15 protein-coding genes are annotated in these 13,515 nt (G+C 59.9%); 7 read left to right on the forward strand and 8 right to left on the reverse strand.

Annotated features, from left to right (window positions below; genetic code table 11):
* The first annotated feature begins 58 nt into the window (after positions 1–58).
* On the forward strand, positions 59–1,327 hold the full coding sequence (locus tag NATPE_RS19720; RefSeq protein ID WP_015299284.1) for an orc1/cdc6 family replication initiation protein: 1,269 nt from the start codon (positions 59–61) through the stop codon (positions 1,325–1,327).
* Between the two features lie 559 nt (positions 1,328–1,886).
* Here the strand turns inward: NATPE_RS19720 and NATPE_RS19725 are convergent.
* Positions 1,887–2,210 carry a hypothetical protein gene (locus tag NATPE_RS19725; RefSeq protein ID WP_006183420.1) on the reverse strand — a complete coding sequence of 108 codons (324 nt, stop codon included), beginning with the start codon at positions 2,208–2,210 and terminating at the stop codon, positions 1,887–1,889.
* A gap of 138 nt (positions 2,211–2,348) precedes the next feature.
* On the opposite strand from NATPE_RS19725, the gene NATPE_RS19730 reads away from it, so the two are divergent.
* Together NATPE_RS19730 and NATPE_RS19735 are read left to right on the forward strand one after the other, a co-directional pair.
* Positions 2,349–3,275: a MarR family transcriptional regulator gene (locus tag NATPE_RS19730; protein WP_006183421.1), complete on the forward strand. Its 927-nt coding sequence runs from the start codon at positions 2,349–2,351 to the stop codon at positions 3,273–3,275.
* Positions 3,272–4,075 carry a DUF6036 family nucleotidyltransferase gene (locus NATPE_RS19735; RefSeq protein WP_015299286.1) on the forward strand — a complete coding sequence of 268 codons (804 nt, stop codon included), beginning with the start codon at positions 3,272–3,274 and terminating at the stop codon, positions 4,073–4,075. The genes NATPE_RS19730 and NATPE_RS19735 overlap by 4 nt, the downstream gene beginning before the upstream one ends.
* Before the next feature lie 11 nt (positions 4,076–4,086).
* Here NATPE_RS19735 and NATPE_RS19740 read toward each other — a convergent pair whose 3' ends face one another.
* Positions 4,087–4,902: a hypothetical protein gene (locus NATPE_RS19740; protein ID WP_006183423.1), complete on the reverse strand. Its 816-nt coding sequence runs from the start codon at positions 4,900–4,902 to the stop codon at positions 4,087–4,089.
* A gap of 98 nt (positions 4,903–5,000) precedes the next feature.
* Entirely contained in the window at positions 5,001–5,939 is a 939-nt protein-coding gene (locus NATPE_RS19745) for an ArdC-like ssDNA-binding domain-containing protein (protein WP_006183424.1), read from the reverse strand.
* A gap of 244 nt (positions 5,940–6,183) precedes the next feature.
* On the opposite strand from NATPE_RS19745, the gene NATPE_RS19750 reads away from it, so the two are divergent.
* The gene (locus tag NATPE_RS19750) at positions 6,184–7,191 is read left to right on the forward strand and encodes an arsenic resistance protein (RefSeq protein ID WP_049804980.1); all 1,008 of its coding nucleotides are present in this window, start codon (positions 6,184–6,186) and stop codon (positions 7,189–7,191) included.
* Positions 7,192–7,227: 36 nt separating this feature from the next.
* On the opposite strand, the gene NATPE_RS19755 is transcribed toward NATPE_RS19750, so the two are convergent.
* The 3 genes from NATPE_RS19755 to NATPE_RS19765 all read right to left on the reverse strand — a co-directional run bounded on the left by NATPE_RS19755 (position 7,228) and on the right by NATPE_RS19765 (position 9,419).
* Positions 7,228–7,575 (reverse strand): hypothetical protein, encoded by a 348-nt coding sequence (locus NATPE_RS19755; protein WP_006183426.1) that lies wholly within the window; start codon positions 7,573–7,575, stop codon positions 7,228–7,230.
* A 70-nt stretch (positions 7,576–7,645) separates the two neighbouring features.
* Positions 7,646–8,647: a DUF6610 family protein gene (locus NATPE_RS19760; RefSeq protein ID WP_015299288.1), complete on the reverse strand. Its 1,002-nt coding sequence runs from the start codon at positions 8,645–8,647 to the stop codon at positions 7,646–7,648.
* Between the two features lie 352 nt (positions 8,648–8,999).
* Complete coding sequence (locus NATPE_RS19765; RefSeq protein WP_006183428.1) at positions 9,000–9,419, reverse strand: RidA family protein; 420 nt, start codon at positions 9,417–9,419, stop codon at positions 9,000–9,002.
* Positions 9,420–9,561: 142 nt separating this feature from the next.
* On the opposite strand from NATPE_RS19765, the gene NATPE_RS19770 reads away from it, so the two are divergent.
* Genes NATPE_RS19770 through NATPE_RS19780 form a run of 3 tightly spaced genes read left to right on the forward strand, consistent with a single transcriptional unit; the run spans position 9,562 to position 11,575 of the window.
* Complete coding sequence (locus NATPE_RS19770; protein WP_006183429.1) at positions 9,562–9,960, forward strand: ArsR/SmtB family transcription factor; 399 nt, start codon at positions 9,562–9,564, stop codon at positions 9,958–9,960.
* Complete coding sequence (arsB, locus tag NATPE_RS19775; RefSeq protein ID WP_015299289.1) at positions 9,953–11,116, forward strand: ACR3 family arsenite efflux transporter; 1,164 nt, start codon at positions 9,953–9,955, stop codon at positions 11,114–11,116. Before NATPE_RS19770 ends, arsB begins: the two co-directional genes overlap by 8 nt.
* 12 nt (positions 11,117–11,128) lie before the next feature.
* Positions 11,129–11,575: a low molecular weight phosphatase family protein gene (locus NATPE_RS19780; protein WP_006183431.1), complete on the forward strand. Its 447-nt coding sequence runs from the start codon at positions 11,129–11,131 to the stop codon at positions 11,573–11,575.
* Positions 11,576–11,588: 13 nt separating this feature from the next.
* On the opposite strand, the gene NATPE_RS19785 is transcribed toward NATPE_RS19780, so the two are convergent.
* Positions 11,589–11,804, reverse strand: a complete 216-nt coding sequence (locus NATPE_RS19785; RefSeq protein ID WP_015299290.1) for a hypothetical protein — start codon at positions 11,802–11,804, stop codon at positions 11,589–11,591.
* Between the two features lie 178 nt (positions 11,805–11,982).
* Complete coding sequence (gene merA / locus NATPE_RS19790) at positions 11,983–13,437, reverse strand: mercury(II) reductase (protein WP_006183433.1); 1,455 nt, start codon at positions 13,435–13,437, stop codon at positions 11,983–11,985.
* Positions 13,438–13,515: the final 78 nt, after the last annotated feature.

Here is a 13,515-nt window from a genome sequence, read left to right on the forward strand (position 1 = left end):
AAATCAATCACACCGAGGGTGGACAACCTATATGTGAATGGGGCGAATTGGTCCGCTCATGCCAAACAACGATTCCACACAAACCACCGTCGACGAGATATTAAATGTCGACGAGGGGGATAGCGAAGATGAATCGGATATTTTTGAGAAACCGTGGTTGCTCGAGATCGATAACGTTCCTGACGCCAATCGAATTGTCGGACGAGACGACCATATCACGTTCTTGGCCAAGAATCTCCGAAAAATGCGGACAAATAGCGTCCCGGATAACGTCCTGGAGTGGGGCGAAACCGGGACGGGGAAGACACTAGTTGCAAGACACGTCTGCGAGCGGCTTGAAGCAGCAACTGCAGGAACGGACTCCCCCATCGTTACTGCCTACATTAACCCAGACCCCATCTCTACGTATACCTCCACCTTCCGAAAGATTGCAGAGCAGGTGAACGCGAAAGCAGAGAATCCGCTTGATGTCCCCTATCAGGGCCTCTCAGCCGAGCATTATCGGGATCAGAAATTGTGGCCCGTTGTTCAGCGGGAGTTTTCTGGCGGTCTTGTCGTCATTATCGATGAAATCGACAAGCACGGAGAAGTGAACGAAGTCCTCTACACGCTATCACGGTCACAATCAAAAGACGACGTTGACTTCCCAGTCCTTACAATCGGGATTTCGAACGACATCGAATTCAAAGGAGAAATCGAGTCACGGGTTCAATCGACTCTCCAGCCAGAACACCGAACGTTCACGCCGTACGAAGAAGACCAGCTCATTGCAATCCTCGAAAATCGACGGGACGCATTTTATGACGGTGTCCTCGATGAGGAAGTGATTCCAACCACAGCTGAACTCGCAGCTGAAGAACACGGTGACGCTCGACGAGCAGTCCGATTGTTCCGGAATGCGGGCGAGATCGCCGACGAAGAAGGCGATGATATCGTGACCGCGAATCACGTTCTCGAAGCTGACGAACTCGTCGAAGTTGAGCTCTTTATGGAGATGGTGAAAGGGACTCCGTTGTCCGGGAAATTACTCCTGTTTGCTCTCACACGTCTTGACCGGAATAACCCGGAGAAAGAATGGTTCCGGACGTCAGAGATTCACGAGGTTTACCAAACAGTAGCACGGGACGTCGAAGTAGAACCCAAGGGGTACAATCGTGCACTTGAGCTTCTGAACAAGCACGTGACGACAGGAGTTCTCGAATCGAAAAAGAAGGAGGGGGGAGATCAGGGGAAGTTCAGGTCGTATTCGCTCCAAGGAGACGTCGAGAGTACACGAACTGGACTGATCAACTCGACGCCGGAACTCCAGACGTTGATGGGATGGTGACACCCCCACCCCTCGGTGTGAATGGTCCCCCATAGGATACGACGGTTGTAGGGATAGAGCGGGAGTCGAGGAAGCAGGGTCGTTTGTCTGAAGGACCTAGTACGGCACGGAGAGCGGCTTACACGTTCTTCCCCGGCAGCTGGCCCGACCCGCTACTGCACCGCACCGCAGCTGTAGTTATCTTTATTATACTACAGTCTAAACAGTCCGCCGAGTAGACGCATTCTGAAAGGCGAGGCCTTGTGCCGAAGCCGAAGGTTCGCCACTGAGGCGAGAACCCTCCCTACGGCGTGAGGACTTCTGCTGTTAAGGGCTTCTTAATCGCGGTACCCTGGGTGGTGGACCATTCACACTGAGGGGTGTGGGGGTAAACGAGGCGTAATCTATCCGCGTGTTGCTCTGTCTTCTCTCGACGTGAAGTCTCGTTAGAGAGTGCCGGTTGGTAGCCCATTCACACCGAGGGGTGTCGGGTAAACTGATTCCATTCACACTCTGGGGGGTGTCATCTGCTACGCTATGAATCACGTTGAAACGACATCAGGCTTCAGTTCCATCTCGTTTACTCGTCGGGATTCACTGGCCCTTTGTACTTCGACGTCACCGAATCGCCTTCCCGCCACTGCCAGTAGTAGTAGCGGTTGTCGTTGATCTCCTTGATCGTGATCGTCGCCTTCGCCGGCACGTCGTCTGGGAGGTCATCGGGGCGCTCCTCGACCTCTTCTTGATCTGCCGACTCCTCGAGACGGGCCTCTCGTTCCTTGTGCTCGGCGAGCGCTTCAGCGTACGTCGCAACGTCTCGGAGCTGCTCCGGGCTCGACTCGTTGAGCGTGTTGACGATCTCCGTCGGGAGGTTCGCCGGTGGGGCCGGGGGTTCGTAGGACATCGGCTACTCTCGTGTTAACCAACACGTCCCACGAATCCATAGTTTTGTTGGTTAAGGCGATGGAGACGACTCTCGTGCCTGCTGACTGTAACACTACTCGAAACTTCTTTATATACAAGTTTCGTACTATGTTACACCGTGCTCCGGCGCATCGAACTCGAGGTCCTCGCCACGGTCGACCGCGGCGACACGATCTCCGAACTCGCGACGAAGCACAACCACAGCGAGAGCTACCTCTCTCGTGCCGTCGCCGACCTCGTCGAAAAGGGACTCGTCTACACGGAACGCGACGGGCGGCGAAAACGAGTCGTTCCGTCGGATGCTCGCGCCGTCGAACTCTACCGGGACCTCGTCCGCCAGCACTCCCATATCGACTTCCCCGAGCTGCTGACCGGGAAGACACTCGAGGTGCTGTACTACCTCGACCAGCCGCGAACCGTCTCCGAGATCGCCGACCGGAGCGACAACTACCGCAACACGGTCAACCGCGTCCTCAAGCGGTTTCGCGACCGTGGGCTCGTCGGGACGGCCGACGGCCACTACGAGTTCAACGCCGACTTCGACCGCCTCCACGAGTTCGCCCGTGAACTCGCACACCATCTGCATCGCCACCGCCTCGAAGCCGTCGCCCCGAAGGGCACGATTCTCTGGGAGGACTACGACGAATTCCTCGCCCAGACCGAGACAGAGATCGATGCGGAGGCGTTCCACGAAACCGGCCTCGCTCGATTCGCGGGCTTCGACCTCCAGTTCCTGCTCACCGGCCATCGCTACTACTTCTACTCCGAGGATCTCGACGCAGTCTCGCCGGCGGAACTTTGCTGTCACACACTACTGATCGACGACGGCAGCCGCCACCGCTCGTACTGTCTCCTCCTGCTCAGCCACGTCGACGTCGACGAGGCGGACCTCCGAGATCAGGCGGCGAAGTATGGTCTCGAAGACGAAATCGACGCCCTGCTCCGCTACCTCGAGACGCACGGCGAGGTCGACGACGACCGGCTCCCGGAGTGGGACGAGTTTCAAAAACTGGCGGCTGACTACGAGGTGCCACTACCACAATGAGACCAACATTCGGACGCGAGTACATCGAGAACGAATTCCAGCGAATCGGGAACGGGCTATCTGAACCGCTCACGGTCTACCTGATCGGTGGTGGCGCGATGTCGCTGCGCGACCTCAAGGGGGCGACGAAAGATATCGACCTGGTCGTCCCAGATGGCGACGCGTACGGTCAGCTGTGGGCGGTCCTGATGGACCTCGGGTATGCGGAGGTCCAGTCGCTGGATCCAGATTACCGGGCGCTTGGCGCGACGAACTGCGTCGAGAACGACGACGGGTGTCGCCTCGACATCTTCAACCAGCAGGTCGCGAACAAGCTCGTGCTCACCGACGGGATGCAACAGCGCAGCGAGCAGTTCCTCGACACGGATCGACTGACGGTCCGGCTGGTCAGCAACGAGGATATTTTCCTGTTCAAGGCAATCGCAGGCCGCGATGACGACATCGAGGACATGAATATGCTCGTGCAGGCCGGGCTCGATTACGACGTCGTCCGGGATGAACTCGAAGCCCAGATCGAACGCCTGGGTGACGATCAGTTCGCCACGTTCGCGAACGAGGCCCTGGTCGAACTCGAGGAGCGGTACGGAGTGACCACGCCGATCGAGGGCCACGTCCAAGAGCTCACGAATAGGTACTACCGGGGGCTCGAAGTCCTCCAGGCACTCGATGAACCGATGACCGTCGACGAACTGGCCGCGGAACTGGAGCTGGATGACGAGGAGGTTCACGACCGGATCGCGTATCTCTCAACGTTCGACCGGGTCCGTCGGGATGGCGACACAGTCCGTCCCGTGGAGTAGTCTGGCCACGACTACGGGGAGGGAAGGCGGCCGTCTGGTCGGGGAACGCGGCCCCGTTTGATCTCGTGATCGACGCGGCGCAGGTGCTTGCAGCCGCCTTCGGGTGAACGTTGCTGCCAGTCGGGACAGGTACACGATTCGTCGATGACGTCGACTTCGTACCGGTTCCCGGACGCAGACTGTACCTCGTAGCGGCCACCCTTCGAGAGGAGTGAGATGTCCATCGCTTCGGCGACGGCACGCTTCGTGCGGGGCTCAAGATCGTCCTCCGACTGTGCGTTCTCGTCGACGACCAGTCGGTCGCGAACATCGCCCGTTCGGCCACCGTCGGGAGCGATGGCTTCCGCAGGCCCCCTGAGCCGCTCGTGGAGCACTTCCTCCACCGGATGGCCTTCCGGCCACAGGTAGTGGACTTCGCGGCGCTCGCGATGGTCATAGGAGCCGCACGCGGCTGCGCTCCCGGTCCAGACGCGCCAGGCACCGAGCGTGGCCATCACGTCGACGATGTCGCGGGGGACCGTCTGGTGGTCGTCCGGGAAGAACACCCGGAAGCGGGTACACGCTTCTTGCGGCGGGACGGTCTCCCACCAGTCTTCGCTGGAGCCCCAGCTGTTGAACATCGCCTCATCGCTCCCGTAGCCGACGGTCACGCCGTCGATCGGCGTCCAGTCTGCTGGGAGGTGGTCCGCCTCTCCTTCAAGCACCCGAAGAACGGCGTATCGGAGGTACTCGTGGGCTTGGTTGTCTGTCGTTCGAGCGACCTGGTCGTGCTGCTCGGCAACGTGCTCGGCTTCCTCGAGGACCGTCGTGAGATAGGGTTCAGTCATCATTCGACGGAGGTCAGAACGCGCCTCCGCCCCTCGGCGGGCGCAAAAAACTTAACCAACACAACGGAAGGACCCCATCACTCTGTTGGTTAACTGTGTTAGGACGAGGATTCGCTTTCGAGCACGTCGATGAGCTCTTCTGCTGTGGAACTGATCCGTCCGAGCCGCTCGCGAACGACCTCGGGATCGTCCGACTCCCACGCAGCGAGGTAGAACGCCGACCCACTAGTGTCGAGCCCGCAGTACCGCCCGACGACGTACGCGACGGCTTCGGCCTCGACTTCGCGTTTCGCCCGCTCGGTGTCGTCGTCGACGTCGAAGTGGAGCAGAGCGTGGGCGTACTCGTGAATCAGCGTCCGCGCGAGGTCGGCCTCGTTCTCCCGATCACGCACCTCGACGAGCGGCTGAACGTCGACGAGACTCAGCTGCTCGCAGATGCCCTTCGCCTCGCCGTGGGTCCACTCCTCGGCTGGAACGATCCGCACCGTCACGCCGAGGTCGTCAGCGGCGGCAGTCAACTGCTCGACGAGGCCGCCGGCGTCCCCGGTTGCTTCTGTGTCCAGGTCGGGAAGCGGCTCGCCCTCGGTCTGGGAGATGTCGAACACCGGCGCGGGCTTGAACCCGACCAGGCCCTCGGACCACTCCTCGGGCGACGTCTCATCGTAGTCACAGTCGCTGTCCTCGTGGTAGCTCGGGGAGTTCTCGCACTCCGGGCACTGTTTCGCGATGATTGGCGCCCAGATCCAGATGGCCGACTCACCCTCCGTGACGTGGCGGTCGAACTCCTCCTGCCACGTCCGGTAGCCCGCCACCCGGCTCGCCTCGGGACACTGCCGCTTGATGAGGAGCGTGTTCCGGTAGGAGTAGTCGTGGAAACGACTCTGGACGTCCAGCCACTCCTGGAACTCCGCGCTGGCTTGCGCGTCGTCGACGCCGGCGACGAGCTCGTCGATCCACTGTTCGATGGTACTGTTCATCTCGTCTGATCGCGTGTCGGTCTGGTCGAAGGAGACCGACGAATCACTGGTCGTAGCCATTGTGTTCACCGAATCACGTTCACGGCGACTGCGTCTGTTCAGACCGCGCCGCACCCCTCAGGGGCGTTCAAAAAACACATCTCCACAGCGCAACTGACTGATTTTAGCGACTCTGCGGGAGAACACTCGAAGAACTCTTACGACAGCTCGGTCACCGATGGGGACTTACGACTGCTCCTACCATCTCTACAAAACGAGGGTCGGGTTGATCGACATCGGTACTGGCCCCTCTCTCCGCTCATCTATGACCACACTCTCGAAACAGTGGATTCAGCACAATCAGGTCGCGATCTACGCCGTCGCCGTTCTCCTCGCGATTGGGGTCGGGCTCGGGCTCCCGAGTGCGAGCTCGGTGCTGGAACCGCTCATCAATCCTGTCTTAGCCGTACTGTTGTACGTCACATTCCTCGAGATTCCGTTCGTCCGGATCCGGCGTGCCTTCCGGAACGGGCGATTCATGGCGGCTGCGCTGGGTATGAACTTCGTGGTCGTGCCGGTCGTCGTGTTCGGCCTCACGCGGTTCCTTCCGCAGGAGCCCGTGCTACTCGTCGGCGCGTTTATGGTGTTGTTGACGCCGTGTATCGACTACGTCATCACGTTCACTGAACTCGCCGACGGTGACGCCGAACAGATCACGGCCGCGACGCCGGCGTTGATGCTTATCCAGCTGTTGTTGCTCCCGCTGTACCTCTGGCTGTTTATGGGCCAGCAGGTGGCCGAGTTTATCGAAGCCGGGCCGTTCATCGAGGCGTTCGTCGTCATTATTGCGCTCCCGCTGACGCTCGCGTGGGCGACTGAGTACTGGGCAGAGCACTCCGAGCGCGGCGATCAGTGGCAGGATACGATGGGCTGGTTGCCGGTTCCGATGATGGGGGCGACGCTGTTCGTCGTGATTGCCTCCCAACTGCCGCGCGTGCAGGATTCGATCGGACAGATCGCCTCGGTCGTCCCCGTCTATGTGGCGTTCTTGGTAATAATGCCGTTGCTCGGCCGATTCGTCGCTGGAGTGCTCGGGATGGAGGCTGGCGAGAGTCGGGCGCTCGTGTTCACCTCCGTCACCCGGAACTCGCTGGTCATACTTCCGCTCGCGCTCGCGCTCCCGTCGGGCTATGCGCTCGCACCAGCGGTCGTCGTCACCCAGACGCTCGTCGAATTGACGGGGATGGTCGTCCTCACACGAGTCGTCCCAGCGTGGTTGGTGCCGGATTCGTCCGACCAGCTCCTTGATCTTGATGTTGGGCAGAGTGACTGAGCTACGCCCTCCCGCGATCCGGACGATGGACTTCAGTCAGCGGAGCTCGTGGCGTTCGTCCGCAAAGCCAACCGAGACGAGGTACTCGAGGAACTCGTCGAACCGCTCGACGTCACTGGGGGTGTCGGTCGCAAGGTGACGTGCCCACTCGATGGCCCATTGGAAGGCGGGATCTGTGCCGCCCTTGCCGTGAATGTACCACCACCGGGCCGCTTTCAACACGACCAGCGGATTCGTCGGCGGCTGCTCACCGGCGAGCCCACGGGTGATGGATTCGATTTCGTCGGGCACGTCGGCGGAATCGACCTCCGCTGATTGCGTGTTGTCGATATCGACCGGGATCTCGTCGATCGAGACGTTGTCGGGACTCTGTTGTTGACTCACTGGAAGTCACCTCTGAGAGCTTTCGAAGGAGCCCTCGCCCTCTCGGGGGCACAATAAACAGGTCGCGAAGTCACGCCGGCGGGAGGTAGACGCTCTGCTCGCCGGCGATTTCCTCCAGGTTGTTCCGGTGACGGTGGCTGAAGTAGCACTCGTAGGTGCAGTATCCATAGATTGCGCCGGTATCGTATTCGGCAACGTACGGGCCGCGTCGAGTTTGCCAGACGTTCGTCCCGCACTCGGTACAAGCGGCGTCCTCGAGATCGGCAGGACTCGGACCCTTGTACTCGACGGTCAGCCCCTCGTCTCGCGGTGTCGTTTCGGGCCAGATTCCGTGGGTCCTCCAAAACTCACGAACGCGAGCGAGGCTGTGGCGCACCGTCTTTCGGACGGTGACGTGGTCGGCGTCGCGACCGCTGTCGTCCCAGCCGTCGGCCGTCCAGAACTCACCGAACTGCGCGCCGCGATGCAGCCCGTTCCAGTCGACGCCGACGATGTCGGCTGGTGGCTCATCCGTGAGTGTCGGCCTGGTCAGCTGTCGAATGGCGTCGAGCTGCTTGGGCGGACTCCCGCCGAGGATGTGGACGCGCCGACCTCTCCAATCGGCAGGGTCAGAGAACTCGTGGGCCAGGCGGTCGGCGTATCCCCGTGAATACCCGAGGACGAGGGGCTCGGGTATCACGTCGATCACCGCCCGCGACTTCGGAACGACGATGATCTCGGCCTCTGGATAGCTCGCTTGGATCTCACGAGCCGCAGCGACGTGGGCGTCGACGTCGTCGATTTCGTCGACGTCCCCGATGACCCCGACCTGAGGTTCGTACTCGAAGAAACGGTCGACGAACCGCTCCAGATCGGGATTCCGGAAATCGTTGTCGAGCATCCCAACGGGGAGGCTAAGGTTCTGATACTGCGCCTCTTGGTACCCACAGTCCTCGCGAAAGCCGGGAAGGAACCCGAGGTCGAAAGCGTCGACGACAAACGGGGCTCGATGCAGAAACGCCACGTAGTCTGCCTGTCTGGCGGCGGCGATTTCGCGGGCGGTGCTGGCGCTGGAGCTCAGCTCGGGGGACATGATTAGGCTCGCGAGGCCGCTGCTGGCTGCCCCGCGTCCCCTGATGGGGGCGAGAAAAACGACTGGCCGCATAGAAATTAACCAACAATATTGAGCAAGTCCCGTGCTTGTTGGTTAATCATGGGAGCACCTCGTTCACGAAGAATTCGAATATCCACTGAACGAGTGGCTGAGTTTGGACGAAGATGATGGACTGCTCTCCTCAGAATCGTCCTCCCGTCATATCCTCTGAGAATTCGACGGACTTCTCTATAGATGAGTGGAGATAGATGCGTCTTCTACGGTCTCAGATTGGGTCGCGATTTGATCATACCCTCTTGTTGAGGAGGTATCTGTGACGACTGCCTTGGCGTTATTCGATGGCAACGACGGCATCAACGGTCACTGTCGCATCGCCGAGCAGGTCACAGACGCCAACCGTCGTCCGGGCGGGATACGTTTCATCGAAGTACTGCTCATAGGTGTCGTTCACACGCTCGTATGCATCCATCTCGGCGAGATACATGGTGAGCTGTAGAACGTCACTCATCTCTTTCCCCTGCCGTTTGAGCTCGGTTTCGAGGTTCTGTAAACACAAGTCAAGCTGACGCTGAGGGGACGCATCGCTCGCGATCCGGTCTCCTTCTTCCGGCAACTGTCCTTCGATGAAGAGGAGGTCCGAGTCTCCCGTTTTCTTGCCGTAGCCGCCGATAAATTCCGTTCCGTCACGCTGCTTGCGGCTACTCTCACTGGCACGATCGAGCTGGGATTCGCTCACTGAGTTCGCCTCCATATCTCGGTTTAGAAAGTATTCAAGTATAATGCTTTCCGTCCGTTCTCAGAAATTGGTGTTACCCAATCAGGGAGGGGCTCGTTCGGGCTACCTGTCGACTGTATCGAAACCATTATTTGAGAATCCACTCAATTCAACACCGATGGCACAAGCTACGGAACGACTTCGACGCTATCTCGATGACGAACTCGGGGAGTGTCGCAGTGAGGATGTCGAGCGCCGCCTCGACGAACTCAGCACCCTTGAAGCGGCACTCGGGACAGCGCAAATGGGCGCTGAACTCGATGTGCTTTCGGCACTCTCCAACGAGATGAGATATACACTCGTCCGCGTTCTCGTCGCCGCAGGGGAGGAGCTCTGCGTTTGTGAACTGAATGCCGTCGTCGACGTGACCGAGAGCGGGCTCAGTCACGCGCTCTCACAGCTCGTGGATGCCGGACTGGTCGACGGCCGCAAGGACGGCCGGTGGAAGAAGTACCGGGCCACCAACCGAGCTGTTGCGCTCGTCACTGTCCTTGAGGGGAGTGTGAGCGATGAGTAATGTCGACGCCCACGACCACGGTCCCAATTGCGACTGTGAGAGCTGTGGCGACCCGCGGTCGATGGACTTTCTCGATAAGTACCTCACCGTCTGGATCTTCGGCGCGATGGCAATCGGCGTGGGACTCGGTTTCGTCGCCCCGTCGGTGACCCAACCGATTCAGAATTTCCACCTCGTCGAGATCGGGCTGGTTCTGATGATGTACCCGCCGCTTGCGAAGGCCGATTACTCGCAACTTCGGACCGTCTTCAGCAACTGGCGCGTGCTCGGGTTGAGCCTTATCCAGAACTGGCTGATCGGCCCGACACTGATGTTCGGGCTCGCAGTCATCTTCTTCAGCGGGCTCGTCCCGGGGCTTCCGGCGCGTCCCGAATACTTCCTCGGGCTCGTGTTCATCGGGATGGCCCGGTGTATCGCGATGGTGCTCGTCTGGAACGAACTCGCGGAGGGGTCGACCGAGTACGTCACCGGCTTGGTCGCGTTCAACAGCCTCTTCCAGATCATCACGTACGGCGTCTACGTCTGGTTCTTCGCGCTCTTCTTGCCGCCCCTACTGGGGATGGAGTCCCTGGTCGCCGGCATCACGACCTTCGACATCACCCCAATCCAGGTGTTCGAGGCAATCGTGGTCTTCCTCGGGATTCCGTTCGCCGCTGGGTTCCTGACACGCTACGTTGGCACGCGTGCCAAGAGTGAAGCCTGGTACGACGACGAGTTTATCCCAAAAATCGATCCGTTGACGCTCATTGCGTTGCTGTTCACCGTCATCGTGATGTTCGCCACGCAAGGTGAGAACATCGTCGCCTCGCCCGGTGACGTGCTCCTAATCGCGGTGCCCCTGACGATCTACTTCGTCGTGATGTTTCTCGTGAGCTTCGGGATGGGGCGGGGCATCGGCGCGGATTACTCGACGACAACTGCAATCGGATTCACGGCGGCGTCAAACAACTTCGAGCTGGCCATCGCTGTTGCCGTGGCCGTGTTCGGTGTCGGCTCCGGCGTCGCATTCGCAACGGTTGTCGGCCCACTCATCGAGGTCCCCGTCCTGCTTGCGCTGGTCAACGTCGCCCTGTACTTCCAGCGGAAGTTCGACTGGGGCGGCTTCGACACTGGGAGCCTCGATTCCTCCGCATCTGAACCGACGACTGACGACTAACCCCTCAAACCTATGTCAACCAACACTGAAACAGAGGACCTGATTCGTATCGCCTTCATGTGCGTCCAGAACGCTGGCCGCTCGCAGATGTCCACGGCGTTTGCAGAACGTGAACGAGAACGACGTGGCCTCGAGGACCGCATCGAGATCCTCACCGGCGGAACTCACCCGGCCGACCACGTCCACGACGAAGTCGTCGAGGTGATGGCCGAGGAGGGATTTGACCTCTCCGACCGGACGCCTCGTGAGATCACGCTGGACGAACTGCGCTCCTGCGAGTACGTTGCTACGATGGGCTGCTCGACCCTCGATGTAGGCGATGTTGGCGAGGACGTCGATGTTCGTGATTGGGCCCTGGAGGACCCTGACGGCCAGGACCTTGACCGGGTACGCGAGATTCGTGACGAAATCGAACAACGGGTTATCTCGTTGTTCGACGAAATCAGCACAGCTGAGTAAATCGTCCTGAGTATCACTCTTCGTCTTCTCGCAACTCTTCCGCTTTCCACTGGAGCCGACGCAGGATCTGCGTCCGATTCTGGTGGGCGTTCTCGTAGGCAACACACTGCTGGAGGGTCTCCATATCCGGAATCGTCGCGATTCCTGCCTTGACCAGGCGCGTATTCGATGCTTCAAGCCGGTTCTCTGGCGGGAATTCGTCATTTTCGGCATCGTCTGCTCTCTCCATTTCGGTGCCCTCCACCCCTTGAGGGCCAACAAAAACGATACTCTATACAGCGCCGGCTGGTTTTCCAAAAAAGGTGGCTGCCGAGCGATGATCCTCAGCTGGAATCTCAAACCAGAATTTCCTCCTCCTACGCAACTTCGATTCACGATATCTCGCTACCAGTGGCAATGAGCCCGTTTCATTCGATACAGCAGCTCATCGTCGATGTGTCCCGACGGAACGCCTGACAGGCCTGTTTGAACGCCTCGGAGAACGTCGGGAACGGGTGGACAGTATCGATGATGTTGTCGACAGTCAGCCCGAACCTCACAGCCAGTGTAGCTTCCATGATCATGTCGGCGGCACGTGGGCCGACCATGTGGACACCGACGATCTCGTCAGTCTCGTGGTGCTTCACCACCTGAACGAGTCCATCCGTATTCTCGGCGGCCTTTGCCCGAGGGACATCTTCCATCTGAACCGTCCGGCAGGAACAGGTACCGTGTTCGTCCATATATTCGCGTTCAGTTGTCCCAACGGCTGCTACCTCGGGACTGGTGAAGACGACTGCCGGGACGGCGTCGTAGTCGATGTCCACGCTTTCGTCGCCGAAGGCATTCTTGACAGCGTGGTTGCCTTCCTTGGCGGCGACCGTCTCCAGTTCGGGCTCGCCGATCACGTCGCCAGCCGCGTAGATGTCGGGGTTCGTCGTCTGGAAATGCTCGTCGACGCGAATCGCGCCATCGGATTCGGTCCCGACGCCGACTGCTTCCAAGCCGATGTCCTCGCTGTTGGGCTGGACGCCGGTCGCGACGAATAACGCCTCTGCGGTGAACGCTTGCTCCTCGCCCTCGATGACAGTCTCCACAGCGACGCCCTGCTGACCAGGGTCAGCACCACTGTCGGTAGCCACATCCTGAACCTGCTGGAAGTCGTTACTGGTCACGACGTCGATTCCCTCCTCGTTGAAGGCTCCTTGCATCTCCCGGCCGAGCTGACCTTCCATATCTGAGAGCACGTGACCGGAGCGCTGGAGAACCGTCACGTCGACGCCGACACGGTGGAGGATCTGGCCCCACTCCAGCGCAATGTATCCGCCACCGAGCATCACGATGCTTTCGGGAAGGTCGCGCTCCTCAAGGATTGTCTCGCTCGTGTAGTAGTCAACGTCGTCGAGGCCGTCGATGGGTGGCGCCCATGGTGAACTTCCGGTCGCGACGAGCGCTTTCTCCCCAGTGATGCGCGCGCCCTCGTAGGGACCGTCGACGACCTCGATGGTTGTGTCGTCGACCAGCTGGCCGTAGCCCTCGTAGATGTCGGTCTCGAAGTGTTCGGCGACATCGACGTAGTTCTCCTGGCGGAATCCCTCGACGAGGTCGTCGGTCCCCTCGAGTGCGTCGGCCCAGTCGATAGTCGGTTCCTCAGGGTATCGAACGGCGTCGAAGGGATTCTCCGACGCTGCAGCGCCGCTCTCGGCGACGGCGAGCAGATGCTTGCTCGGGACACAGCCGACGTTCACGCACGTCCCACCGATGGGCAGGCCGGTGTTCACCATCGCTGTCGAGAGGTCCCGCCGACTTGCTTCAGTGATCGCGGCGAACGCTGCGGCGCCACCGCCGAGAATCACTAGATCATAGTCGGAGGTGTGGGTCATCAGTGCCTATACTTTACGACGGGAAGTTCTTATACTCCAGAGTCCGAAGCTATAGAGTAGGTTGGAGGCTACGAAGCT

Source organism: Natrinema pellirubrum DSM 15624 (assembly GCF_000230735.2).
Taxonomy (GTDB): Archaea; Halobacteriota; Halobacteria; order Halobacteriales; family Natrialbaceae; genus Natrinema; species Natrinema pellirubrum.